The 24,009-nt window shown below is 66.4% G+C and carries 24 protein-coding genes and 1 tRNA gene; 4 read left to right on the top strand and 21 right to left on the bottom strand.

Going from position 1 to position 24,009, the window contains the following annotated elements:
- Window positions 1-179 precede the first annotated feature (179 nt).
- From ACM0O9_RS18935 to ffh, 10 genes are all read right to left on the bottom strand, one after another.
- A complete protein-coding gene (locus ACM0O9_RS18935) occupies window positions 180-587 on the bottom strand; it encodes a DUF1801 domain-containing protein (RefSeq protein WP_065178085.1) in 408 nt (135 codons plus the stop codon).
- A 38-nt stretch (window positions 588-625) separates the two neighbouring features.
- Window positions 626-1,060, bottom strand: coding sequence for a DUF1801 domain-containing protein (locus ACM0O9_RS18930; protein WP_005415738.1), 435 nt, complete (start codon window positions 1,058-1,060; stop codon window positions 626-628).
- Window positions 1,061-1,138: 78 nt separating this feature from the next.
- Window positions 1,139-1,519, bottom strand: a complete 381-nt coding sequence (locus ACM0O9_RS18925) for a DUF6404 family protein (RefSeq protein WP_262221256.1) — start codon at window positions 1,517-1,519, stop codon at window positions 1,139-1,141.
- Window positions 1,520-1,601: 82 nt separating this feature from the next.
- Window positions 1,602-2,003 (bottom strand): 50S ribosomal protein L19, encoded by a 402-nt coding sequence (rplS, locus tag ACM0O9_RS18920; RefSeq protein ID WP_005415736.1) that lies wholly within the window; start codon window positions 2,001-2,003, stop codon window positions 1,602-1,604.
- A gap of 153 nt (window positions 2,004-2,156) precedes the next feature.
- Window positions 2,157-2,915, bottom strand: coding sequence for a tRNA (guanosine(37)-N1)-methyltransferase TrmD (trmD, locus tag ACM0O9_RS18915; RefSeq protein WP_005415735.1), 759 nt, complete (start codon window positions 2,913-2,915; stop codon window positions 2,157-2,159).
- A gap of 8 nt (window positions 2,916-2,923) precedes the next feature.
- Window positions 2,924-3,436 (bottom strand): ribosome maturation factor RimM, encoded by a 513-nt coding sequence (gene rimM, locus ACM0O9_RS18910; protein ID WP_005415734.1) that lies wholly within the window; start codon window positions 3,434-3,436, stop codon window positions 2,924-2,926.
- Window positions 3,437-3,480: 44 nt separating this feature from the next.
- Window positions 3,481-3,741 carry a 30S ribosomal protein S16 gene (gene rpsP, locus ACM0O9_RS18905; protein ID WP_005415733.1) on the bottom strand — a complete coding sequence of 87 codons (261 nt, stop codon included), beginning with the start codon at window positions 3,739-3,741 and terminating at the stop codon, window positions 3,481-3,483.
- 99 nt (window positions 3,742-3,840) lie between these two features.
- Window positions 3,841-4,653, bottom strand: coding sequence for an aminotransferase class IV family protein (locus ACM0O9_RS18900; protein ID WP_414603936.1), 813 nt, complete (start codon window positions 4,651-4,653; stop codon window positions 3,841-3,843).
- Window positions 4,650-5,726 carry an NAD(P)H-dependent flavin oxidoreductase gene (locus ACM0O9_RS18895; protein ID WP_061479149.1) on the bottom strand — a complete coding sequence of 359 codons (1,077 nt, stop codon included), beginning with the start codon at window positions 5,724-5,726 and terminating at the stop codon, window positions 4,650-4,652. Before ACM0O9_RS18895 ends, ACM0O9_RS18900 begins: the two co-directional genes overlap by 4 nt.
- Window positions 5,727-5,874: 148 nt before the next feature.
- Complete coding sequence (ffh, locus tag ACM0O9_RS18890) at window positions 5,875-7,251, bottom strand: signal recognition particle protein (RefSeq protein ID WP_005408591.1); 1,377 nt, start codon at window positions 7,249-7,251, stop codon at window positions 5,875-5,877.
- Window positions 7,252-7,373: 122 nt separating this feature from the next.
- Here ffh and ACM0O9_RS18885 point away from each other — a divergent pair, with 122 nt between their 5' ends.
- On the top strand, window positions 7,374-8,168 hold the full coding sequence (locus ACM0O9_RS18885; protein WP_005415730.1) for a cytochrome C assembly family protein: 795 nt from the start codon (window positions 7,374-7,376) through the stop codon (window positions 8,166-8,168).
- Window positions 8,169-8,209: 41 nt separating this feature from the next.
- Here ACM0O9_RS18885 and ACM0O9_RS18880 read toward each other — a convergent pair whose 3' ends face one another.
- The 4 genes from ACM0O9_RS18880 to radA form a co-directional block, all read right to left on the bottom strand.
- Window positions 8,210-8,668 carry a YqhG/Tai3 family protein gene (locus tag ACM0O9_RS18880; protein WP_065196537.1) on the bottom strand — a complete coding sequence of 153 codons (459 nt, stop codon included), beginning with the start codon at window positions 8,666-8,668 and terminating at the stop codon, window positions 8,210-8,212.
- A gap of 90 nt (window positions 8,669-8,758) precedes the next feature.
- Window positions 8,759-11,065, bottom strand: coding sequence for a tetratricopeptide repeat protein (locus tag ACM0O9_RS18875; RefSeq protein ID WP_414603935.1), 2,307 nt, complete (start codon window positions 11,063-11,065; stop codon window positions 8,759-8,761).
- Between the two features lie 49 nt (window positions 11,066-11,114).
- On the bottom strand, window positions 11,115-12,971 hold the full coding sequence (locus tag ACM0O9_RS18870) for an ATP-binding protein (protein ID WP_065185973.1): 1,857 nt from the start codon (window positions 12,969-12,971) through the stop codon (window positions 11,115-11,117).
- 202 nt (window positions 12,972-13,173) lie between these two features.
- The gene (radA, locus tag ACM0O9_RS18865) at window positions 13,174-14,550 is read right to left on the bottom strand and encodes a DNA repair protein RadA (RefSeq protein ID WP_005408586.1); all 1,377 of its coding nucleotides are present in this window, start codon (window positions 14,548-14,550) and stop codon (window positions 13,174-13,176) included.
- Between the two features lie 150 nt (window positions 14,551-14,700).
- Between radA and ACM0O9_RS18860 the strand changes: the two genes are divergently transcribed.
- On the top strand, window positions 14,701-16,758 hold the full coding sequence (locus ACM0O9_RS18860) for a putative bifunctional diguanylate cyclase/phosphodiesterase (RefSeq protein ID WP_414603934.1): 2,058 nt from the start codon (window positions 14,701-14,703) through the stop codon (window positions 16,756-16,758).
- Between the two features lie 199 nt (window positions 16,759-16,957).
- Here ACM0O9_RS18860 and cyoD read toward each other — a convergent pair whose 3' ends face one another.
- From cyoD to cyoA, 4 genes are read right to left on the bottom strand one after another with little or no spacing between them, the layout of a single operon-like run.
- Complete coding sequence (gene cyoD, locus ACM0O9_RS18855) at window positions 16,958-17,299, bottom strand: cytochrome o ubiquinol oxidase subunit IV (protein WP_005415725.1); 342 nt, start codon at window positions 17,297-17,299, stop codon at window positions 16,958-16,960.
- Entirely contained in the window at window positions 17,299-17,937 is a 639-nt protein-coding gene (gene cyoC / locus ACM0O9_RS18850) for a cytochrome o ubiquinol oxidase subunit III (protein WP_005408583.1), read from the bottom strand. The genes cyoD and cyoC overlap by 1 nt, the downstream gene beginning before the upstream one ends.
- Entirely contained in the window at window positions 17,934-19,931 is a 1,998-nt protein-coding gene (gene cyoB, locus ACM0O9_RS18845) for a cytochrome o ubiquinol oxidase subunit I (RefSeq protein WP_414603933.1), read from the bottom strand. The genes cyoC and cyoB overlap by 4 nt, the downstream gene beginning before the upstream one ends.
- A gap of 2 nt (window positions 19,932-19,933) precedes the next feature.
- Complete coding sequence (cyoA, locus tag ACM0O9_RS18840) at window positions 19,934-20,974, bottom strand: ubiquinol oxidase subunit II (RefSeq protein ID WP_005415723.1); 1,041 nt, start codon at window positions 20,972-20,974, stop codon at window positions 19,934-19,936.
- A gap of 353 nt (window positions 20,975-21,327) precedes the next feature.
- Here cyoA and ACM0O9_RS18835 point away from each other — a divergent pair, with 353 nt between their 5' ends.
- Window positions 21,328-21,963, top strand: coding sequence for a GyrI-like domain-containing protein (locus ACM0O9_RS18835; protein ID WP_414603932.1), 636 nt, complete (start codon window positions 21,328-21,330; stop codon window positions 21,961-21,963).
- Between the two features lie 13 nt (window positions 21,964-21,976).
- Window positions 21,977-22,309, top strand: a complete 333-nt coding sequence (locus ACM0O9_RS18830) for a hypothetical protein (RefSeq protein WP_414603931.1) — start codon at window positions 21,977-21,979, stop codon at window positions 22,307-22,309.
- Between the two features lie 95 nt (window positions 22,310-22,404).
- Here the strand turns inward: ACM0O9_RS18830 and ACM0O9_RS18825 are convergent.
- From ACM0O9_RS18825 to ACM0O9_RS18815, 3 genes are all read right to left on the bottom strand, one after another.
- A tRNA-Thr gene (locus ACM0O9_RS18825) sits at window positions 22,405-22,480 on the bottom strand.
- Between the two features lie 85 nt (window positions 22,481-22,565).
- The gene (locus ACM0O9_RS18820; RefSeq protein ID WP_111201640.1) at window positions 22,566-22,892 is read right to left on the bottom strand and encodes a hypothetical protein; all 327 of its coding nucleotides are present in this window, start codon (window positions 22,890-22,892) and stop codon (window positions 22,566-22,568) included.
- A gap of 51 nt (window positions 22,893-22,943) precedes the next feature.
- Window positions 22,944-23,954 (bottom strand): 2-hydroxyacid dehydrogenase, encoded by a 1,011-nt coding sequence (locus ACM0O9_RS18815; protein ID WP_414603930.1) that lies wholly within the window; start codon window positions 23,952-23,954, stop codon window positions 22,944-22,946.
- Window positions 23,955-24,009 lie beyond the last annotated feature (55 nt).

Raw genomic sequence — 24,009 nt, 5'->3', positions numbered from 1 at the left:
GGTAGTGCGGGCCGCTGGCCGGCAACTTCAAACCCCTCCGCAAGCATCGCAAAGCAGCCGGCCAGCGGCCGGCTCTACCGCTTCTTCGCCGCCGGGGATTACCACGGTAGTGCCGGCCGCTGGCCGGCAACTTCAAACCCCTCCGCAAGCATCGCAAAGCAGCCGGCCAGCGGCCGGCTTTACCGCTTCTTCTTCGCCGCGTTGAGCGTCGCCGCCGCGCGCAGCAGCGCCTTGAACGCAGCGGCATCCGGCATCGCGCCTTCATGGATGTCGATCGCACGCCGCGTGTTGCCGTCCAGGCTTGCGTTGAACAGCCCCTTTGGATCGGCCAGCGCCGCACCGTTGGCGAAGGTCAGCTTCACTGCCTGCTTGTAGGTCTCGCCGGTGCACAGGATGCCGTTGTGCTCCCACACCGGTGTACCCCGCCATTTCCAGGTTTCCTGCACGTCGGGCAGCGCTTCATGGATCAACGCACGCACGCGTGCCAGTGTTTCACCGCGCCAGTCTGCCAACTCGGCGATGCGTGCATCGATCAACTCGGTGGCCGGTGTTCCGGCATCGGCCGGGTTGGGGGCATGCGTGGCCATCAGGAGCTCTCGTCGGGAAAGGAATGAGAAGGTCGGGGTTACATGCGCTCGCCGGGCAACGCGGCGGCCTGGCGCACCCAGTCGAGGAACTGTGCCTCATCCAGCAGGCCGTCCTGCGGGATGTGCAGGTAACGCGTATCGGCGCTCCTGGACGGCTCGGGCGGCACTGGCGCCAGTGCCGCGCCACGGAAGAACGCCACCTTGATGTAGCGGGTGAAGCAATGGAAGCTGAGAAACCACCCTTCGCCCGGCGCAACCGCATACATCGGCGAGTTCCACTTCACCGCCTTGTGCACCCCAGGTACGGCCTGCTCGATCAATGCATCCAGTCGCGCGCCGATCGGACGTTTCCAGTCCGGCATGGCGGCGATGTATGCCTGCACCGGCGCATCGCCCTCGCCCTTGGCGATCTGCGGGTTGCCACCGGACAGCAGCGTGGGCGCAGTGGAAGGTGCGGTTCGCTTGGCAGGCATCGCACGCTATGTCCATCGGGATGAAGCTGCAGCCTAGCGCGGGCCCGCCCGGTGGTCACGGCGCAGTGCGCCATCGGCTCAGCCCGCCTGCCGTGCGCGGAACCGGCGCCAGTCCGGCAGCTTGCGGTGGCAGCGCAGCGAGCGCATCAGCGCTGCCATCACGATACCGAACAGCACGCCAGCCGACAGGCCGGCCACCAGCAACAGCGCCAGCGGGCGCTCGCTGCCCTGCCACAGCATCAGCCACATCAGCGCGGTCCAGAACACCCCGAACAGCAGGCCCTGCACCAGCGCATTGGTGCCGAAGCCCGCCAGGATCGGTGGCGGCAGGGCAATGCCCAGGCGCCATAGCAGGCGGTGCAGCAGCGGCGCCGACTGCACGCGCGCCAGCCCCTTGCCGTCGAGAAAGCGCAGTGCCGACTGGATCACGGCGGGATAGCGCGGGTTGATGTCGCTCATCAGCTGATCGTGGCCGATGCGATGCCGGAAACGCAAACGGCCACCCGAAGGTGGCCGTCGCGGCAACAACCGAAGTTGTTTATCAGGCCTTGTCGGCCAGACGGGCAGCCTTGGCGGCAGCAGCGGCAGCCAGGTCTTCCTTGATGCGGGCAGCCTTGCCTTCCAGGCCACGCAGGTAGTACAGCTTGCCGGCGCGGACCTTACCACGACGCTTCACTTCGACCGAGTCGATGATGGCGCTGTGGGTCTGGAAAACGCGCTCGACGCCGTAGCCGTGCGAGATCTTGCGCACGGTGAACGAGGAGTTCAGGCCGGCATTCTTGGTGGCGATGACGACGCCTTCGTAGGCCTGCACGCGCTCGCGGCTGCCTTCCTTCACCTTCACGTTGACGACAACGGTGTCGCCCTGGCTGAACTTCGGCAGTTCACGGGTGATCTGGGCGGATTCGAATTCCGCGACGATGGACTTGTTCAGCTTGCTCATGGGTTACACCGATTCTTGTTCGGGTGGGCGTGTCGTATCGACAACGTGGGCTCATGCAGTCACCGGACTGTGCTGCACGTTTGTTTTGGTACTGCGCGCGCCAACCGGAGATGGCGGGAATTGGTCATGATAGCCGATAAAGCCAGCCCTGCGCTAGGGGCTGGCCTTCTGGTTCCGGGCCTGACGGCCCTGCTCCAGCAATTTGCGGTCAGCCTTGCCCAGTGCCTGTTCATCCAGCAGGTCCGGGCGTCGCTGGGCGGTCCGGAGCAGCGACTGCTGGCGGCGCCAGGCGGCGATGGCCGCGTGGTTGCCCGAGCGCAGCACCTCCGGCACGTCCCCCAGTGGGTGCTGGGCCGGCTGGCTGTAATGCGGGCAGTCGAGCAGGCCGAGGTCGCCCTCGAAGCTGTCCTGCGCCGCCGACTCCGCATCGTTCAGGGCACCGTCCTGCAGGCGGGCCACGGCGTCGATGATCACTGCCGCGCCCAGCTCGCCCCCGGACAGCACGTAGTCGCCGAGGGAGATTTCCTCGTCGACATTGGCCTCCAGGAAACGCTCGTCGATGCCCTCGTAGCGGCCACAGAGCAGGACCATGCGCGGCAGCGCCGCCAGTTCCCGCACCTTGGCCTGGGTCAACGGCGCACCCTGCGGACTGAGATAGATCACCCGCGCCGGGGTGGGATCGGCCTCTCGGATCGCCTGCAGGCAGGCCTGCAGCGGCTCGATCAGCATCACCATGCCCGGGCCACCACCGAACGGACGGTCGTCCACCCGGCGGTAGTTGCCTTCGGCGTAATCACGGGGGTTCCAGCCATGCAGGCTGAACAGTCCCTTCTCCTGCGCGCGCCCGACCACGCCCAGTCCAGCGGACTGGGCGAGGAACTCGGGAAACAGGGTGATGACGTCGAAACGCATGCTCACACTCAGAACTCGGGATCCCAGTCGACCACGATCAGGTTGGCCTCGAAATCGACCGATTTGACGAAGTCCGGCTGCACGAACGGAATCATCCGCTCGCGGTCACCCCGGACCACAACCACGTCATTGGCGCCGGTGCTGAACAGGTGCGAGACCTGGCCCAGGGCGACGCCCTCGGTGGTCTTCACATCCAGGCCTTCCAGGTCCACCCAGTAATACTCATCGGGCTTCGGCGGCGGCAAGGCACTGCGGGCCACGTAGATCTCGGTGCCGCGCATCGCTTCGACCACATCGCGATCCTCGACCCCGGGGAAACGGGCCACCAGGTGCTTGCCGCTGTCGCGGCCGCGCACACCTTCAACCGTGGTTTCCACGCCGGATGGGCTGCGCACGATCCACGGCTGGTAACGGAAAATGGCGGAACGTGGCTCGGTCCAGGACTCGAGTTTGATCTCGCCGCGCACACCAAAAGCGCCGACAACCCTGCCCAGCAGGATGCGGCGCTCGATATCTTTCATCTGCTTCAACCAAGAGGGCCACGCCGAAGCGTGGCCCGTCAGGATCAGGCCGCAGCGGCCTGGGACTTGGTCGCTTCCTTGATCAGGTTGCGGACCTTGTCGGTCGGCTGGGCGCCGTTCTTGACCCAATGGTCAACGCGGGCCAGGTCCAGCTCGATGCGCTTCTCGGCGCCCTGGGCGACCGGGTTGTAGAAGCCGACGCGCTCGATGTTGCGGCCGTCGCGCGCGCTGCGCACGTCGGTGACGATGATGTGGTAGAACGGACGCTTCTTGGCGCCGCCGCGGGTCAGTCGAATCTTGACCATGGTGTTTTTCCTATTGCCCAGTCGCCAGGATGGCGAGGTAAGCGGGCGATTATAGCGGCAGATCGCGGCCGGGCCAACCCCGGGGATGAACTCCCGGGGTCAGATCCCTTTTGCGGCGCAAAAGGGATCTGACCCCAATTTGTCCCAAGCCACCGCCGCCAACACCTGCCTGCCCTGTTCAGCCAGCGCCGGCGAGCCGGCCAGGACATGTCCGTCAATGGCCTCCAGCGCCCACAACCCGCTGGCGTTGCAGGCAAAAGCCGCCTTCACGCCGGCCAGATCGGCCAGCCGCAGCGGCTGAGTGGCCTGAGGCCCCGGCCAATGCTGCTTCAGCAGTGCCTCGGCAGTCCCGCGCAGGGCCGGCGCCTGCGGCCAGAGCAGCCGTTCACCATCGTGCACGGCCAGATTCCAGGTGCTGCCTTCACTCACGCCGGCATCGGCGGTGACGAACAGCACATCGTCGAATCCTTCCGCCATCGCCGCGCGACGCTCGGCGAACAGGCCGAAGGTGCCCACATGCTTGATCTGCGGCATCTCGCGCTGCCAGGCCACGCTGCGCACACGCTTGGAGGCGGTCAGCTTCATCGGCGCGGACACCGCCACCAGCACGTCCACTGGCACCGCCGTCAGCGGATTGCGGAAATCAAAGCGGCGCGAGTACACCGTCACCCGCAGGGAGGCATCGGCCTGCCCTGATTGCTGCAATGCCTGCGCCATCCATGCCTCCACCTGCACCGTGTCCAGTTCGCTGCCGAACAGTTCGCGCGTAGCCTGTGACAGCCGCGCCAGATGCAGGTCCAGCCCCTGCACTGCACCACCACGCACCTGCAGCGAGGTGAAGTGGCCGTAATTCACCAGCGCCGGCAGGAGATCCTCCACCTGCGCCGCCCGGCCGTTGCAGCTCACCATCATGGCAGCAGTGCCTGCGCCTGTTCCCACATGCCGCGCAGCACGTCGGCGGCCGGTTGCGCCGGCGCCATCCACGCCGACTGCCCGGCCCAGGCCTGCATCGCCGCCAGACGATTTTCCTGTGCCGCCTGCCTGCGCATCGGGGCGGTCAGGCCGCGCTGCACCGGGTATGGACGCGGCGCGGGGGCGCCTTCTGCAGCAGCGGCGCGCACATAGGGCGTCGCCAGGCCACGGCCCAGGCGACCACTGAAGGCGCGGGTCGGCCAGGTATCTTCCGGTTCGCTGGCGGCCAGCCCATCGGCCCACGCCGAAGCGATCGCCGCTTCCGGCGTGCGCAGGAAGGCGGTGCCGATCTGCACCGCACTGGCGCCCAAGGTGAGTGCGGCAGCGATGCCACGGCCATCGGCGATGCCGCCGGCGGCAATCACCGGAATCTGCAGCTGATCGGCCAGGCGCGGCAGCAGCGCAAACAGTCCCACCAGCTGGCGCTCGGCCATCGCCGGATCAAAGGAACCACGATGGCCGCCGGCCTCCGCGCCCTGCGCCACGACCGCGTCGGCGCCGGCGTCCTGTGCCGCGCGCGCTTCGGACAAGGTGGTGGCACAGGCGATCCAGGCGATGCCGGCGTCCTTCAACTGCTGCACGTGGCGCGGCAACAGCACGCCCATGATGGTCGAGGCCACCGCAGGACGCGCCGCCAGCAGTGCGGCGAACTGTTCTTCGAAGTCGGCCGGCGTGGCGTCGGCGGCGCTGGCCGGCACCTCCGGGCCCCATTGCGCGAGGAAGGCGCGGCTGGCGGCCTCGGCGGCAACGTCACGGGCAGGTACAGGGTCCGGCATCCACAGGTTCACCTGCGCCGGACCGCTGGAGGCTGCGCGGAAGTCATCCATCCAGCGACCGATATCGGCCGAAGAGGACAACACCGCGCCCATTGCGCCCATGCTGCCGGCGTTGGCCAGCGCAGCCGACAACGGTACCGGGCAGGCACCGGCCATCGGTGCCAGCAGGATCGGAACGGAAACGCCAAAGCGCCGGCAGAACGCCTCGGCGCGGGAAGCTACAGCGGAACTCTGCATGACGGCCCATCGTTTCGGACAGGCCCCCATGGTGCGCGCAGGACAGGGGAAGAGTCGAGCCTGCTGCCCGACGGCCTGCTGCGGCGCTTGTGCGCCGCCGCCCGAGCGTGGGCCCGGGCGCTACATCAGATTGCGGACGGGGCCGTCATCAACGGAACGGCATGCCGCGGCCGCCCATGGCGCCCATCATCCCCTTCATGCTGCGCAACATGCCCTTCATGCCACCGCCGGCCATCTTGCTCATCATCTTTTCCATCTGCATGTACTGCTTCATCAGCTTGTTGACGTCGGCCGGCGTCACGCCCGAGCCCTTGGCGATGCGCGCGCGGCGCGAGCCGTTGAGCAGGTTCGGATTGCGCCGTTCCTTCTTGGTCATCGAGCTGATGATGGCGATCATGCGCGGCACTTCCTTGCCCTGGCTGACCTGCTGCTTCAGATGGTCGGGGATGTTGCCCAGGCCCGGCAGCTTGTCCATCAGGCCGCCGATGCCGCCCATGTTCTGCATCTGCTCGAGCTGGTCACGCATGTCGTTCAGGTCGAATTTCTTGCCCTTGGCGACCTTCTCGGCCAGCTTGGCGGCCTTGTCCTTGTCGACCTGCTGCTCGACCTGCTCGACCAGCGACAGCACGTCGCCCATGTCGAGGATGCGGCTGGCGATACGGTCCGGGTGGAACACGTCCAGGCCTTCCGGCTTTTCACTGACACCGACGAACTTGATCGGCTTGCCGGTGATGTAGCGCACGCTCAGCGCGGCGCCGCCGCGGGCGTCACCGTCGGTCTTGGTCAGTACCACGCCAGTCAGCGGCAGGGCATCGCCGAAGGCCTTGGCGGTGTTGGCCGCGTCCTGGCCGGTCATGGCGTCGACCACGAACAGCGTTTCGGCCGGATTCACCGCAGCGTGCAGGGCCTTGATCTCGGCCATCATCGCTTCGTCGATGGCCAGGCGGCCGGCGGTATCGACCAGCAGCACGTCGACGAACGACTTGCGTGCATCGTCGATGGCGGCGCGGACGATGGCTTCCGGCTTCTGGTCGGCACTGGACGGGAAGAACAGCACGCCCACCTGCTCGGCCAGGGTTTTCAGCTGCTCGATCGCGGCCGGACGGTAGACGTCGGCCGAGACCACCATCACCTTCTTCTTGCGCTTTTCCTTCAGGTGCTTGGCCAGCTTGCCCACGGTGGTGGTCTTGCCGGCGCCCTGCAGGCCCGCCATCAGGATGATGGCCGGAGCGGGCACATTGAGGTTCAGGTCGCTGGCTTCAGCGCCCATCACCGCAGTCAGCTCGTCGCGCACGACCTTGATCAGCGCCTGGCCCGGGGTCAGCGACTTCAGCACTTCCTGGCCGACCGCGCGCACCTTGATGCGCTCGATCAGCGCCTGCACCACCGGCAGCGCAACGTCGGCTTCGAGCAGCGCGATGCGCACTTCGCGGGTCGCCTCGCGGATGTTCTCCTCGGTCAGGCGGCCACGGCCACGCAGGCGCTCGATGGTGCCGGAAAGGCGCTGGGTCAGGGACTCGAACATGCGGCGCAACCTGTCTGAAAGCGGGGGACAATAAGGCAGACAGTATAACGGGTCTGGCTGTCTCCCCGGACTGCGGCCACGGGGCCGTCGCCAGCATCACGGGGGTATGCGAAACTGCAACGATGACAATCGTTCTCATCGCCGTCCTGCTCTACCTGGCTGCCAGTGCCCTGCTGGTGCGCGCGCTTGGCCGCGATGAGACGACCGGCTCCCCCATCTGGCTGTGGCCGGCCCTGCCCGCCATGCTGCTGCACGGCGGCTACCACGTGATGGTGGCGATGCGCACCAACGGCGGGCCGGACATGCACTTCTTCGCCGCACTGTCGCTGGTCGGCCTGGGCATGGCCTGGCTGACTTCGCTGGTCGGCGCGCGCGGGCGGATGTCGGCGCTGGGCGTGGTGGTGTTCCCGCTGGCCGCCGTGCTGCTGCTGGCCTACCACGGTTACGGCCACGAACCGAGCAAGGTGCTGGGCTGGCGCCTGGCCAGCCACGCCTGGCTGGCCCTGCTGGCCTACGCCACGCTGAGCATCGCCGCGCTGCTGGCGATCATGCTGTGGCTGCAGGAACGCGCCCTGCGCCGCCGCGAGTTCCGGCCTTGGCTGCGCGCGCTGCCGCCGCTGGCCGACCTGGAATCACTGCTGTTCCGGGTGATCACCGTCGGCTTCGCGCTGCTGACCCTCACCCTGGTCACCGGGGTGCTGTTCGTCGACGACCTGCTGGCGCAGAAGCTGGTGCACAAGACCGTGCTGAGCGTGCTGTCGTGGATCGTGTTCGGCGTGCTGCTGATCGGCCGCCGGCGCTACGGCTGGCGCGGCATGAAGGCGGTGCACTGGACGCTGGCGGCGATGCTGTTGCTGCTGCTGGCCTTCTTCGGCAGCCAGTTCGTGATCGAACTGGTGTTCGGGCATTCGCGATAGGCGGTGTGCCGACCAACGGTCGGCACCCACCGGCGCTACCGTCAAGGCTGGGCCAGGATCTTCCGCACCGAACGACCACTGTTGGTGACGATGTCATCAACCTGCCAGCATCCCTGCCCGTGGCGCACCATCGGCAAGCGGGTCAGGTAGGCCTTCTTCCACACCGAATAGCGCATCTCGACCTGGCCGGCGGAGGCCGAAGCCTCCTTCCAGCTGTAGCGCACCGGGGTTTCGATGTCACCGTCCTGCGCATCCAGCCACGGATCCGAATCGATGGTGCAGATGCCCTCTTCGCGCTGCTGGCAGGCGCGCTCTCCACGCAGTGCCTTGCCGAAGGCAGGGCTGACCAGGGCCGGGGGTGGCTCCAGCAGATCACCGTTGCCCGTCGTTGCCTGGTAGAAGGCGCGGGCCACCGCCTCTGGTTCCTGGCAGGCGGGTGACGCCTGCACGGCGGGGGCCAGCAGCAGCCCGGCGATCATCAACATCCCTGTCTTTCGCATGTATTTGTCCCTGAGGTGGTGCCGGCCGCTGGCCGGCATCAGGATATCCCGGTGCTGCCGGCCAGCGGCCGGCACTACCCGATACCCGGCCTACAACCCGTAACGCTCGATCACGTCCAGATGCGGCTGGCGATCCTGGTCACAGGCTTCAGCCAGGCGCAGCCAGCAATGCGGATGCGGCCACGTCGCGGTGTGCTGCTGCAGGAAGCGGTGCAGTGCCAGCGGTGCGTGGTCCTGCGGCTGGGCCACGGTGAACAGCAGGCCGGGCAGCGTACCCTCTTCCACATCGGGGTCGGTGACGGTGTAGTCCGGCCGGCTGTGTGACCACACCTTCCAGCCCTGTGCCTCGGCCGCCTCGACGAAGGCATTCCAGGCCTCTTCGCCCGGGTGCGCGCCATCGATCATCCAGCTGCGGGCGAAACCGCCGCGCTCGAGTACATGCACCTGCGCATAGGTCGGGATGAAATGCTCGCGTGCTTCCTCCTCCTCCGGGGCCGGATGCACCAGCGCGGCATCGAACACCACCCAGTCACCCACCTGCTGGGCGCGGTTGGACGGCGCGTTCTCGACGATGCGCGCGGTCACCGGACCGCTGCGACGGGCGTAGTACTCCATCGGCTCGCCGTTTTCTTCACTGCGGATGATCACCCAGCCCCACGGCTCCTCTACCACGCCGTCCTGGCTGGACAATTCCATGCCAAGCGCCGCCGCCGAGCGGCGCACGGCGTCCCAGTCGCGCGCGGCGCTGGCTGCGCTCATGTGGTCCCAATGCGCGGCATTGGGCTCGTCCAGCAGCTCCACCAGCTGTGCATAACAGGCCTGGGCCTCGCTGAAACGGCCGGTTTCCATGTACATGCGCGCCAGCGTGCCGCGCGCGCCGTGCGAGCCCGGAGACAGCTCCAGAAGCGATCGGGCCGCCTGCTCCAGCGCCGGCCAGTCGGACACGCGGCGTGCACGCTGCACCTCGCACCAGTGCGCGAACACCGGCACGCTGCCGCGATACAGATCGGCCAGCTGGCGCAGTCCGTCGTCGTCGCCCTGTTCGGCCAGCCAGCGCATCAGCGTGTAGGCCGCGGGGCCATCGTGCTGGGTATGGCCGCGTACGAACCGCCACAGCAGCGACCGCGCCTCGGCCTGCGCGCCGCAGGCATTCAGCGCGGAGGCAGCCATGTCGGCCAGCGCCTCGTCATCGGGCAGCTCGGCATGCGCCTGCAGCAACCACTGCGCTTCGCGCTCGGGATCGCGCGACTGGTTCTGTTCGCCCTGCGCGTCCAGCCATGCCAGCAGCTCGCCCGCCGGCACCGGCAGCGGCGCGACGTCCGGCAATGCCTCGATGCGCGCGGCCAGGCCTGCCACCAGCGCCGCAGCACCCCGATCCTGGCGCAGCTGCGCCAGATGGGTGCGGGCCAGTTCCAGCTGCCGCAGTGCGACCCAGCGCGCGCCACGCTGCAGCGCCAGCTCCAGGCTCAGCGCCGCGACTTCGATCAGCAGGCGGTGCGAACCGACCCGTGCGAAGTGCTCGATGATGGTGTTGAAGCGCGTGCCCAGATCCCACGTATTGCGCGCGGGATCACGCTGGCACAGTGCTGCGGCGGTGTTTGCCCACAGCCGCCAGTAGTTCGGGGTCAGCTCGCTCCACGGCACCAGCTGCTGCAACGCCTCTTCGTCGCGGCCTAGCTGGGCCAGCGCCCAGGCCTTGGACAAGCGACGCGGCACCGTGCAGTTGGCCGGTTCGTACTCCCCGGAGGCTGCCACTTCGGCCTCGCGCTTCTCGATCAGCGCCAGTGCCTCGTCGGCGCGGCCTACAGCGAGCAGGATCTTGATCTGCATCTCGGGGAAGCTGTCGAACACTTCCTTGCCACAGGCTTCCACGGCATCGGCTTGCACCTGCAGGTAATCCAGCGCCTCCTGGCCACGGCCATCATCGAGCAGCGCATCGGCCTTCTCGCAGCTCAGGCACTGGAAACAGGCCCAGCTCGGATCGATGCGGCCAAGGGTTTCGTCGCAGACCTCGATGCGCTCGGGCACCCAGCCCGGGCCATCGATGTTGCCGTAGCAGGCGGCCAGGTCCTGGGTCACGCAGATCGACTGCGGGCATTCCAGGGTGTCCTCGCGGTGCGCGCGCTCGAACAGCGCTACGGCTTCGCCGAGTGCGCTCTCGCCTTCCACGCGGTTGCCGACGCGGTTGCGCAGCGCCCAGTGGCCGACATAGACGTCAACCCAAGGGTTGTCCAGCGCCTTGCCCAAGGCGCGTGCTTCGGGCAGCAGGGCATCGACGCGGTCGATCTGCAGTTCACTGACCTCATCGGCGAGACGGTTCAGCAGGTGCGCGTTCTGCGCTTGGCCGGCCTGGCGCAGGTCACCCTGCAGCTTTTCGACCCAGTTCCAGATGTCCATGGGGATAATTGCTCCTGTCTAGCGAAGGCTGGATGAGAGGGTGCGGTGCTCAGCGCAGCATCTGCTGCAGGGCACCGGCGATATCGGTGAAGGCACCATTGAGATCCGGGCCCGGCGTAGCGGTCGCGCGTGCCAGCGGGCGGCCCTGCGCGGCGACGATGACTTTCAGCGAGCGCAGCAGGCGCGCCGCAGCCTCGGCCTGTGGGTGGCCCTCGCGCTGGGCGCGCAGCAGTGCCTGCACCGCCGGGTTGTCGAGATTGAGATACAGCCGCGACGGTGCGCGCGATTCGATGCGCGCGGTGAACTGGCGCGCCAGGCGCAGCGCGGCCATCGAGACGCGCTTGTCGTTCTCGTCGTCTTCCAGCCGCTGCTTCAGCTCGGCCTCGCGGTCGGGCACCACCACCACCGGCAGCGCCTCCGGGCTGAAACGCGCGGGCAGCAGCTGCTCGCCGTCGCCCAGTTGTTCGCGCAGCCACGCCAGCTGCGCCTCGTCGAGGCTGTCATCACTGCGGAACAGTGCGCGGTTGCCCTGCTCGGTGCCGAGCTCGACCAGGCGCAAGCCCTTGGCCTGGGCCCAGCGCCGCAGGAACGGCACCACCGCGTAGCGATGGCCATGCGCGACCGGTACGCCCATCGCACGGAACAGCATCTCTTCAAAGCCGCCGCCGTTGTCGAGGATGACATGCACGGCACCGCGCGCCGGCAGCGCACTGGCCGGCAGGTCGCCCTGCGAGGTCGGTACCCGCACATGCTCCATCAGCAGTTCGAACAGTCGCTCATCGCACAGTGCCGCACCCAGCAGGGCCTCGTTGTGGCGGGTCAGCACGCGCCGCCAGGCTTCCGGTTGCTGCTTCGCAACGTCGGCCAGGCCGTCGATCAGCGCCTCCAGCAGTGCATGCTGCACCGCGCGGTACTGGTCATCGCGCTGCAGGTCTTCGCGGCTGGCGGTGGGCGTCAACCGCGAGGATTCGATCACTCCGCCGATGAATCCGGCCCACGGCGGCAACAGGTCGCGCGCGTCGTCATCCAGCAGCATCCCACGCACGAACACCGACAGGTTGCGGTTGTCGCTGGTGCCATAGGTGGCGCCATCCTGCACCCACAGCAGGCCAGTGGCATCGCTATTGCCATCGGCGCGCAGCGGCACGGTGACGATCGGTTCGAAATCGTGCTCGAACCGCGCGGCGAACTGCAGCGCCTGCCGACGCGCCTGCACCGGATGCACGGCGACCTCCCCCTGGCCGCGCCACGGCGGCGGCTCGGGATTGAGCGCCTCGCCCGCAGCACCGATGAAGATCGGCTCGGACAGCAACGCGCAGTAGCGGCCCAGCACCTCATGCAGGCGCGCCTCGTTGGCCAGCGGCAGGAAGTCCGGATGCAGCTCCAGCTCCACCTCAGTGCCCACCGCGCGTGCAGGCACTTCGCTGACGGTGTATTGCTCGGCGTTGCTGGACACGTACAGATGGCCCAGATCCGGCGTCTGGTACGAGGTGGTGCGCACGCTGACCCGGCGCGCCAGCACGAAGGCCGACAGGAAGCCGAGGCCGAACATGCCGATCAGCCCTTCATCGTCCTCTCCGCCCTGGCGCAGGCCACGGGTGTAGCCGACGCCGACGGTGGCCAGGTAATCGTGGATCTCCTGGCGGGTCAGGCCGGCCCCAGTATCGGTGATGCGCAGCACGCCGGCACCGGCATCAACCTGCACCGAAATGCGCGAAGGCACGTCAACGCCGGGCTGCTCGATGCGGCGGCGGATGATCGAGTCATGCGCGTTCTGTACCAGCTCACGCAGCGCCACCACCGGGGTGGAATACAGGTGCTTGCCCAGCACCGTCATCAGTCCATTGAGATCGACCCCGGCACGACGGATCTCGGCGTTGGGGGCGGTGAGTGCGGTGTCCTGCATGTAATCGTTTACTCCTGAGCACGGAAAGACACCAGAGGGCGTCTTCGTCGAGCGGGAAAAACTAGCACAGTGAAGCTGACCGTTACTGCATTGGACACTTGTAGAGCCGAGCCCATGCTCGGCTGCTGTTCGACCACCAGTCGAGCATGGCTCGACTCCACAGAAAGCAGCCGAGCGTGGGCTCGGCTCTACAGGGCCGGCATCACGCCGCGTCGATGGCCTCGGACAGGCGTTCCACCGCGATCACCTCCATGCCTTTCACCGAACCGCCCTTGGGCGCATTGGCCTTAGGCACGATGGCGCGCTTGAAACCATGGGTGGCGGCCTCGCGCAGGCGGTCTTCGCCATTGGGCACCGGGCGGATCTCGCCGGACAGGCCCACTTCACCGAAGGCGATGGTCTTCTCCGCCAGCGGCCGATCCTGCAGCGACGACAACACCGCCAGCAGCACCGGCAGATCGGCGGCAGTCTCCTGCACGCGGATGCCACCGACCACATTGACGAACACGTCCTGGTCGCCGACCAGTACGCCGCCATGGCGATGCAGCACCGCCAGCAGCATCGCCAGGCGGTTCTGCTCCAGGCCGACCGCGACACGGCGCGGGTTCGACAGCGGCGATGCATCGACCAGCGCCTGTACCTCCACCAGCAGCGGCCGTGTGCCCTCGCGGGTGACCATCACGCAGCTGCCCGGCTGGTGGGTGCTGCCGCCGGAGAGGAAGATCGCCGAAGGGTTGGAGACCTCCTTCAGGCCCTTGTCGCCCATCGCGAACACACCCAGCTCGTTGACCGCACCGAAGCGGTTCTTGAACGCGCGCAACAGGCGGAAGCGGCTGCCGCTCTCGCCCTCGAAGTACAGCACCGCGTCGACCATGTGTTCCAGCACGCGCGGGCCGGCGATGCCACCCTCCTTGGTCACGTGGCCGACCAGGAACACGGCAGTGCCGGTCTCCTTGGCGAACCGCACCAGCCGCGCCGCACTCTCGCGCACCTGGCTGACCGAACCCGGCGCAGCGGTCAGGCTCTCGGTCCACAGGGTCTGCACCGAATCGGCCACGATCAGCCGCGGCCCAGCCCTGGAGGCATGCTGCAGGATCGACTCGACCCCGGTCTCGGCCAGCGCGTTGACCCCGTCCAGTGGCAGCTCCAGGCGGTGCGCGCGGCCGGCCACCTGGGCCAGCGACTCTTCACCGGTGACGTACAGCACCGGCAGTTCGGCCGCCATCTTCGCCACCGCCTGCAGCAGCAGCGTCGACTTGCCGATACCCGGGTCGCCGCCCACCAGCACCACCGCGCCTTCGACCAGGCCACCACCCAGCACGCGGTCGAACTCGCCGATGCCAGTGGAGACCCGGCGATGCTCGGTCTGCTCCACGTCCTTCAGCGCGGTGATCTTCGGCGGATCGATCTTGCCGGCCCAGCCCGCCCGCCGCGACGCCGGTGCCTTGGCCGCCGCCGCGCTCTCCAGCACGATTTCAGACAGCGAGTTCCAGGCGTTGCACTCCGTGCACTGGCCCTGCCATTTGCTGAATTCGGCGCCGCATTCATTGCAGACGTAGGCGGTGCGGGCTTTGGCCATCGGGTGATTTCCAGCAACGGGAACAGGCGTGGCAGGATAGCCGAGCCCGGTCGCAGCTGCTGCGACCGCTCAAGTCCTGCCCACCCGCGCCGATAGGGGTCGCGGGCGTGGGCCTTGCGGGCGCCCCCTTCCTCCCCCACTGGATTCAACATGACTGGCAGTTACAGTCAGAGCCTGGTCATCATCTCCCTGCTGGTGGCCATTCTTGCTTCGTACACGGCGCTGGACATGGCCGGGCGCCTTGCCACCGCCGAGGGCCGCGTGGCCCGCTGGTGGCTGGCGGGGGGTGCGGCGGCGATGGGCCTGGGCATCTGGTCGATGCACTTCATCGGCATGCTTGCCTTCGACCTGCCGATTGCGCTGGGCTACGACCTCGGCATCACCCTGTACTCGCTGGCGGTCTCGATCGGCGCCTCCGCCTATGCGCTGTGGCTGGTGTCGCGCCCCACCCTGCCGTGGCGTCGGCTGCTGGCCGGTGCCGTGCTGATGGGCCTGGGCATCGCAGCCATGCACTACCTGGGCATGGCTGCGATGCGCATGCAGCCCGGCATCGACTACCACCCGGGCTGGTTTGCCGCCTCCATCGCGGTGGCCATCGGTGCCGCTGGCGCCGCCCTGTGGATCGCCTTCCGCCTGCGCGCCGAGCAGCGCCACACCCTGCTCCTGCGCGTGCTCGCATCGCTGGTGATGGGCCTGGCCATCGTCGGCATGCATTACACCGGGATGGCGGCGGCGCGCTTCCCCGAAGGCAGCATCTGTGGCGCCGTCGGCAGTGGCGGCATCGACACGCGCTGGCTGGCCGTGCTGGTGATCGTCACCACCGTGGCCACGCTGGGCATCGCCCTGGTGGCCTCGCTGTTCGACCGGCAGATGCGCGTGCGCACCGGGCTGCTGGCCGATTCGCTGGCGCACGCCAACGACAAGCTGATCCAGGCGGCGCTGCATGATCCCTTGACCCAGCTGCCCAACCGCATGCTGCTGCAGGACCGCATCGAGCAGGCCATCGAGAAGGCGCGGCGCCGCAATCATGCGGTGGCGGTGATGTTCTGCGACCTGGATGGTTTCAAGGCGGTCAATGATGCCTATGGCCACCAGCTTGGCGACCGCCTGCTGGTGGCGGTGGCGCAGCGCATCGGCGGCCTGCTGCGCCCGCAGGACACGTTCGCCCGCCTCGGCGGCGACGAGTTCGTGATCGTGCTGGCCATCGATATTCCCGACGATGCGGTCGTGGTGGCCGAGCGCATCATTGCCGCCGCCGGTGAGCCGTTCACGCTGGATGCGGCCGAACTGCAGGTCAGCGCCAGCCTGGGCATCGCCCTGTATCCGGATGACGCCAGCAACGAGCGCGAGCTGATGGCGCACGCCGATGCGGCGATGTACCACACCAAGGAGACCGGGCGGAACGGCTACACCTTCTTCACCCCCTCGATGCAGCTCAGTGCCAATCGCCAGCTGCGCCTGCTGCAGGACCTGCGCAAGGCCATCGCCCGCAACGAACTGATCCTGCATTACCAGCCCAAATTTCCGGCCGCGGGCGCACCGGCCACCGGGGCCGAGGCGCTGCTGCGCTGGCAGCACCCGGAGTTGGGGCTGCTGGCACCGGATGTCTTCATTCCGATCGCCGAACGCAGCGGCCTTATCCTGCCGATCGGTGACTGGGTACTGGACCGGGCCTGCGCGCAACTGCGGGCATGGCACGATGCCGGGCATGCGGAATGGACCATGGCAGTGAATCTCTCGCCGTTGCAGTTTGCCTCGCCGGCACTGCTGGACAGCGTGCGCAAGGTGCTGGAGCGGCACCGGATCGAACCGGCACGGCTGACCCTGGAGATCACCGAAACCACGGCGATGAAGGACGTCGATGCCAGCTTGGCGATCCTCAGCGACCTGACCGCAATGGGCGTGCACATCGCCATCGATGATTTCGGTACCGGCTATTCCAGCCTGCTCTACCTCAAGCGGATGCCAGCCACCGAACTGAAGATCGACCGTGCGTTCGTGCACGACCTGGAACGCAATGACGAGGACGCCGCCATTGTCTCGTCGATCATCGCGCTGGGCCGCACCCTGCAGCTGCAGGTGGTGGCCGAGGGCGTGGAGACCCAGGCGCAGCGCGAGTACCTGAGCGAGCTCGGCTGCGACCAGCTGCAGGGCTACCATCTGGGCCGGCCGATGGAGGCCGAAGAGTTCCTGCGCCGGGTGGGGTGAGGCCCCGGTTTCGGGGTCAGAGCCCTTGCCGCAGGCATGGGCTCTGACCCCATCCACGCAACTCCATCCACGCATGGCGTGGATCTACCCGGCCCCCGGGGTCAGAGCCCTGCCCTGCGGACAGGGATCCGACCCCGCCATCCGCCAACAGAAAGGCCGCCCGAGGGCGGCCTTTCTGCGTGGCAACGTCGCGAGGACGTCAGTGCATCATGTGCACGTTCATGTTGTGCATGACCCACAGGGTGCCGATCACGATGATGCCGATCACCACGACGGTGAAGGCCGCAGCGTTGACGTTCCAGCGACTTTCCGAAGAGCGATCCAGGTGCAGGAAGAACACCAGGTGGACCAGCATCTGCAGCACCGCAGTGACTGCGATCACCACACCGTTGACGGTGCGCGAGAAATCGCCCGACATCACCATCCAGAACGGGATGACGGTCAGCACCACCGCCAGCACGAAGCCGATCAGGTACGACTTCACGCTGCCGTGGCTTTCGCCGCCGGTGCCGTGGTCGTGTGCATGGTTGTCATGTGCCATTACAGCGCTCCATTGAGGTAGACGACGGAGAACACGCCGATCCAGATCAGGTCCAGGAAGTGCCAGAACAGGCTCAGGCACGCCATGCGGGTCTTGTTGGTCGGGGTCAGGCCGTACTTCTTCAGCTGCACGAACATCACCAGCAGCCACAGCAGGCCGGCGCTGACGTGCAGGCCGTGGGTACCGACCAGGGCGAAGAACGCCGACAGGAAGGCACTGCGGTCCGGACCGTAGCCCTGATGGATCAGGTGCTGGAACTCCCACACTTCCATGCACATGAAGCCGAAGCCCAGCAGCCAGGTGATGCCCAGCCACAGGTACATCTGGCCCATCTGCTTGCGGTGCATGGCAATCATGCCCAGGCCGAAGGTCAGCGACGAGGTCAGCAGCAGCGCGGTTTCCCACGCCACGAACGGCAGCTCGAACAGGTCCTTCGCGGTGGGACCGCCATCGGTACCGCCTGCCAGCACCACGTAGGTGGCGAACAGCGAGGCGAAGATGAGGCAGTCGCTCATCAGGTACACCCAGAAACCGAAGACGGTGTTGCCGCCGGTATCGTGGTGCTCGTGGTCGTCATGGCCATGGGCCGCCGCATGCGCGGCGTGCCCGTGGCTCAGGGTCGAGGTATTGGTGCTCATGCCTTCAGCTCCGACTTCACCAGGCCCTGGGCTTCCAGGTGCTTGCGGTGTTCGTTCTCGATGCGTTCCACCTCGGCGGCCGGGACCCAGTAGTCCACGTCCTGGTCGAAGGTGCGGTAGATGAACGTGGCGATCATGCCGACGAAGCCGACGCTGGCCAGCCACCAGATGTGCCAGATCATCGCGAAGCCGAACACCAGGCTGAAGGCACCGATGACAACGCCCGTGCCGGTGTTGCGCGGCATGTGGATGTCGGTGTACTTGGCCGGCTTCGGCCAGGCTTCACCCCGCTGCTTGCGCTCCCAGAAATCGTCCAGCTCGGTGACTTCGGGCAGCGTCGCGAAGTTGTAGAAGGCCGGCGGCGAGGAGGTTTCCCACTCCAGCGTACGGGCATCCCACGGGTCGCCGGTCAGGTCGACGGTCTTCTTGCGGTCGCGGATCGACACGGCCACCTGGATGATCTGGCACAGGATGCCGGCGCCGACGATGAACGCGCCGCAGGCGGCAACCAGCAGCAACGGCTCGTAGGCCGGGTTCACCGTGCTCTGCAGGCGACGGGTCATGCCCATGAAGCCCAGCACGTACATCGGCATGAAGGTCACGTAGAAGCCGATGAACCAGCACCAGAACGCGCACTTGCCCCAGAACTCATTGAGGCGGAAGCCGAACATCTTCGGCCACCAGTAGGTGATGCCGGCGAACATGCCGAACACCACGCCGCCGATGATGACGTTGTGGAAGTGGGCGATCAGGAACAGGCTGTTGTGCAGCACGAAGTCGATGGCCGGGATCGCCAGCATCACGCCGGTCATGCCGCCGATGACGAAGGTGACCATGAAGCCGATGGTCCACAGCACCGGGGTGGTGAAGTGCACGCGACCGCGGAACATGGTGAACAGCCAGTTGAAGATCTTCACGCCGGTCGGGATCGAGATGATCATCGTCGTGATGCCGAAGAAGGCATTGACGTTGGCACCCGAACCCATGGTGAAGAAGTGGTGCAGCCACACGATGAACGACAGCACGCCGATGCAGGCGGTGGCGTAGACCATGCCCTTGTAGCCGAACAGCGCCTTGCGCGAGAAGGTCGCGATGACTTCGGAGAACACACCGAACGCCGGCAGGACCAGGATGTACACCTCCGGGTGACCCCAGATCCAGATCAGGTTGATGTACAGCATGGCGTTGCCGCCACCGTCATTGGTGAAGAAGTGCGTACCCAGGTAACGGTCCAGGGTCAGCAGCACCAGGGTGATGGTCAGCACCGGGAAGGCCGCGACGATCAGCACGTTGGTCACCAGGGCGGTCCAGGTGAACACCGGCATCTGCATCAGCTTCATGCTCGGGGTGCGCATCTTGAGGATGGTGATGAAGAAGTTGATACCACTGAGCGTGGTACCCAAACCCGCCACCTGTAGGCCCCAGATGTAATAGTCCATGCCGACGCTTGGACTGTATTCGATGCCCGACAACGGCGGGAACGCCAGCCAGCCGGTGGCAGCGAACTCACCGATCCACAGCGACAGCATGATCAGCACCGCGCCCGCCACGAACAGCCAGAAGCTGAGCGAGTTGACGAACGGGAACGCGACGTCGCGCGCACCGATCTGCAGCGGCACGGCCAGGTTCATCAGGCCGGTGATCAGCGGCATCGCCACGAAGAAGATCATGATCACGCCGTGGGCGGTGAAGATCTGGTCGTAGTGGTGCGGCGGCAGGTAACCCTCGGAACCACCGACGGCGATGGCCTGCTGGGTACGCATCATGATGGCGTCGGAGAAACCGCGCAGCAGCATGACGAAGGCGACGATGAGGTACATCACGCCGATCTTCTTGTGATCCACCGAAGTGAACCACTCCTTCCACAGATAGCCCCACAGCTTGAACTTGGTGATCAGGGCGACGACGCCCAGGCCACCAAGAACCGCGCCGACCAGGGTGGTCAGCACGATCGGATCGTGGGGGATCGACTCAAGAGAGAGTTTTCCCAACATGTTCATTCTCCCGAACCCGCGTGGCCGGCATGGCCTGCGTGTTCGTGTTCGGTGGCATCCAGGTTTTCACCCGATTCCTTGGAATCATGCGCGTCACTCGGGGCATGGCCCTCGTGCGCTTCATGGGTGGCGGCATCGGCAGCGGCGGCACCGGCATGCGAGTGCTTCATGCCGTAATGCTTGTTGTCGCCCATGTGCTTGGCGATGACCCAGTCGAACAGGCCTTCTTCGGTCTTGCCGAAGTAAGTGACCGGATACCACTCGGCGTTGCGCGCTTCACCCAGGGCCTTGAACGAGGCCTTGTCCAGGGTCTGCTCGCCGGCGCGGACCTGGTCCAGCCACTGGCGGTACTCGGCATCGGTGACCGAGTAGGCGGTGAAGTGCATCTTGGCGAAGCCCGCGCCGCTGTAGTGCGAGGACATGCCCGGGAATTCACCGGTCTCGTTGGCGATCAGGTGGAGCTTGGTCTCCATCGCAGCCATCGAGTAGATCATGCTGCCCAGGTGCGGGATGAAGAAGGCATTCATCACCGAATCGGACGTGATCTTGAAGTTCAGCGGCGTGTTGACCGGGAACTTGATTTCGTTGACGACCGCCACCTTCTCTTCCGGATAGATGAACAGCCATTTCCAGTCCAGCGAGATCGCCTCGATGGTGACCGGCTTGACGTCCGAATCCAGCGGACGATACGGGTCCAGTGCGTGCGACGAACGCCAGGTCAGGACCGCCAGCACCAGCACGATCATGCAGGGAATGGACCACACCACCACCTCGATCGCCGTCGAGTGGGACCACTTCGGCTCGTAACGGGCCTTGGTGTTGGAGGCGCGATACTTCCACGCGAACGTCAGGGTCATGATGATGACCGGGATGACGACCAGCAGCATGAGCACGGTGGCCGTGATCAGCAGGGTCTTCTCATCCTGGCCGATCTGGCCCTTCGGACTGAGGATGGCCACGGCATCGCAGCCGGTGAGCATCACCAGCAACGACAGCAGCAGGCCCGGGCGCAACCAGCGCCCAAGGGTTTTCAACGGAATCATCGGTCGATCCAATTGCGAGGGAATGCCGTTCCCCGTCCCTGCCTGTTCCGGCCAAAGCCGGTCCCACCGGTCCGGAAGACAGGCAGGGAGGTGGGGTCGAGTCAGCCTTTCAATTTTAGGCCGTCACCCACCATTTAAGAAAGGCATTGACATTGATCGAGCGCAGGAAAGGCCCGATTCTGGCTGCGACACGTTGTCGCACCGCGCACGCGCGGCGGGCAGGACGCCCGCGGGCGGCATCCTGGCATCAGGTGCTGGCCGGCAGTCCGCCCTCGTTCGGCAAAGTCACCTGAACCTGTTCAGGCGTGCTGGCGGGTGCCTGGCGTGGGATGCTCGGCGCAGGAGGAAGGCCCGTGGACAAGATCGACTTCAAGAAGCGCGACCGGGCGCTCTATCAACCGCCCGCCGGCAGGTTCGTACGCGTGGATGTACCGCCCATTCCCTACGTGATGGTCGATGGTCGCGGCGACCCGAACACGGCCCCCGCCTACCTGCAGGCCGTGCAGTGGCTGTATTCGGTGAGCTATGCACTGAAGTTCGCGCTGAAGGCCGAAGGGCGCGACTACGTGGTGCCACCGCTGGAGGCGCTGTGGAGTGCCGAGGACCCGGCCAGCTTCCTCGCGCGGCGCAAGGATGAGTGGGCCTGGACCGTAATGATCCGCACGCCCGAGGGCATCGGCCCTGCACAGTGGCAGGCCGCGATCAGCAAGGCGCGCGCGAAGCTGGGAGAGGCGCCGCCCAGCCTTCGCCATGAACTCCTTGCCGAGGGCCCCAGCCTGCAGACCTTGCACGTGGGCGCCTACGACGACGAGGGACCCGTCCTGGCGCAGCTGCATGACGAAGTGATGCCCGCACTGGGATACACCTTTGCCGGCCCCCATCATGAGATCTACCTGAGCGACCCGCGCAGGACCGACGCAGCGCGGTTGAAAACCGTGCTGCGGCAGCCGGTGCGACCGATCGGGCCTGATGAGGACTCGCACACGTGACACAGGGAATCCCATGCGCCTGATCAGCCGACTGCTGCACTGGACCACCCTGCCCGCCGGGCGCCGCCTGATGGCCGTGCTGGGTGCTGCACTGGTGATCGTGCTGGCCTGCAATCCGGATCGGCTGCCGTTGTTGCCGGTGGTGGATGCGCTGGGGCTGGACGTGCTGATGCTGTTGCTGGGTGCGCAGGTGGTGGCGGTACTGCCTTGGGTGCGGGAGCGGGCCGCGCGCGGGATCAGAGTGCTTGCACGCCTGATGATCGGTGCATCGGCTGGAGCCGCGGGTGGTTATCTCCGGCAGCTGGCATGGTGGCTGGCGCGGGATGCAGGGATGACGAGGCGTTGATGAAGGCTTGCAGCCTTCAGTGAGGTGGCCATCCAAGGATCACCCGCGGGCGCAAACAAAAAGCCCCAACCAAGGCCGGGGCTTTTCATTGCAACTGGTGCCGGAAACAGGAGTCGAACCTGCGACCTACGCATTACGAATGCGCCGCTCTACCAACTGAGCTATTCCGGCCTAGCTGGGCATTGTAGGACTACAAGCAACATGCGGTCAATGGCCGCGCATCTACCCTCTTCATGGGCCAACAAGCCGCTACCAGCTACTGATAGTGGCTTTCACGGATGACCTTGGAACATCGCTGGTCGAGATCAACATGAAATGACTTCAGTCCACCTTCTGGCAGCAGAACCCTGTCATGGACGTGCTGGACCGAGAAGCCAATATCTGCGGTGCCGGAAGACTCCTCCGCAATCCGATACATCTCCCGTTTCCATCCCCTCGTCTCTTGAACGTAAGTCTCGATTGTTGTCACGCATCGTTCTAGCCCTTCCCACCCCTTCTCGCCTCGGGACTCCTCCGCTGCACAGCCGCCCGCCATCAGCAATGGAAACAGCAGCCCAACTTTCAAGGTGACTAAGCGTTTCATCTGCGCCCCTCAATGATAGGTATGAAAACGCACACCCCTCATGACTTCCAATCATCTCAGCGATGTCTCCACCCGGTTCGCACACACCCGCCCCTCGGCGAAATCCCGCAGGTTCCCCAGCGTGATTGCCGAGATCTCCTGCAGCGCCTCTACGGTGAAGAAGCCCTGGTGGCCGGTCACCAGCACGTTGGGGAAGGTCATCAGGCGCTGGAAGGCCTCGTCGTCGATGATCTCGCCGGACAGGTCCTGGAAGAACAGCGCGCTTTCCTGCTCGTAGACGTCGATGGCCAGATGACCCAGCCGCCGCGACTTCAGCGCGCGGATCACCGCATGGGTATCGACCAGCGCGCCGCGCGAGGTGTTGACCAGCATCGCGCCGGTCTTCATCCGCGCCAGTGAGGCGTCGTTGATCAGGTGCTGGGTATTGGGCGTCAGCGGGCAATGCAGCGACACGATGTCGGCGCGCGCCAGCAGTTCATCCAGCCCAACCATGTCGCCCACGCCGGCGAAGGCCGGCGATGGATACGGGTCATGCCCCAGCACGGTGCAGCCCATGCCGTGGAAGATGCGCGCGGTGGCCAGGCCGATCTTGCCGGTGCCGACGATGCCGACCGTGCGCCCATGCAGGGTGCGGCCGAGCAGGCCATCGAGCATGAAGTTGCCCTCGCGCACGCGATTGTAGGCGCGATGGGTCTGCCGGTTGAGCGTCATCACCAGCGCCAGCGCGTGCTCGGCCACGGCTTCGGGGGAATAGGCCGGCACCCGTGCGACGAACAGCTCCAGCGCTTTCGCGGTGGCCAGGTCCACATTGTTGAAGCCGGCGCAGCGCAGCAGGATGGCGCGTACGCCCAGCGCATGCAACGCGTGCAGAACCGGCGCGTCGAGGCGGTCGTTGACGAACACGCATGCCGCGGCGCAGTCCTGCGCCAGTGCGGCGGTATGCATGTCCAGCGCGGCATCGAAGTACACGAATGCAAAGCCCTGCCCGGCCGCATCGCGCTGGTTGGCCTCGTCGAGGAAGCGACGATCGTAGGGGCGGGCACTGAAAACGGCGATCTGCATGGACAGGCCTGGCTGGAATTCCCTGCCGACCATACCGCAGCACCTGCCCTGATGG

It is taken from the genome of Stenotrophomonas sp. FR012 (assembly GCF_047520565.2).
GTDB classification, from domain to species: Bacteria; Pseudomonadota; Gammaproteobacteria; order Xanthomonadales; family Xanthomonadaceae; genus Stenotrophomonas; species Stenotrophomonas sepilia.
The sequence above is the reverse complement of the archived record's forward strand: the minus strand, read 5'-3'. Positions and strand labels throughout refer to the sequence as shown.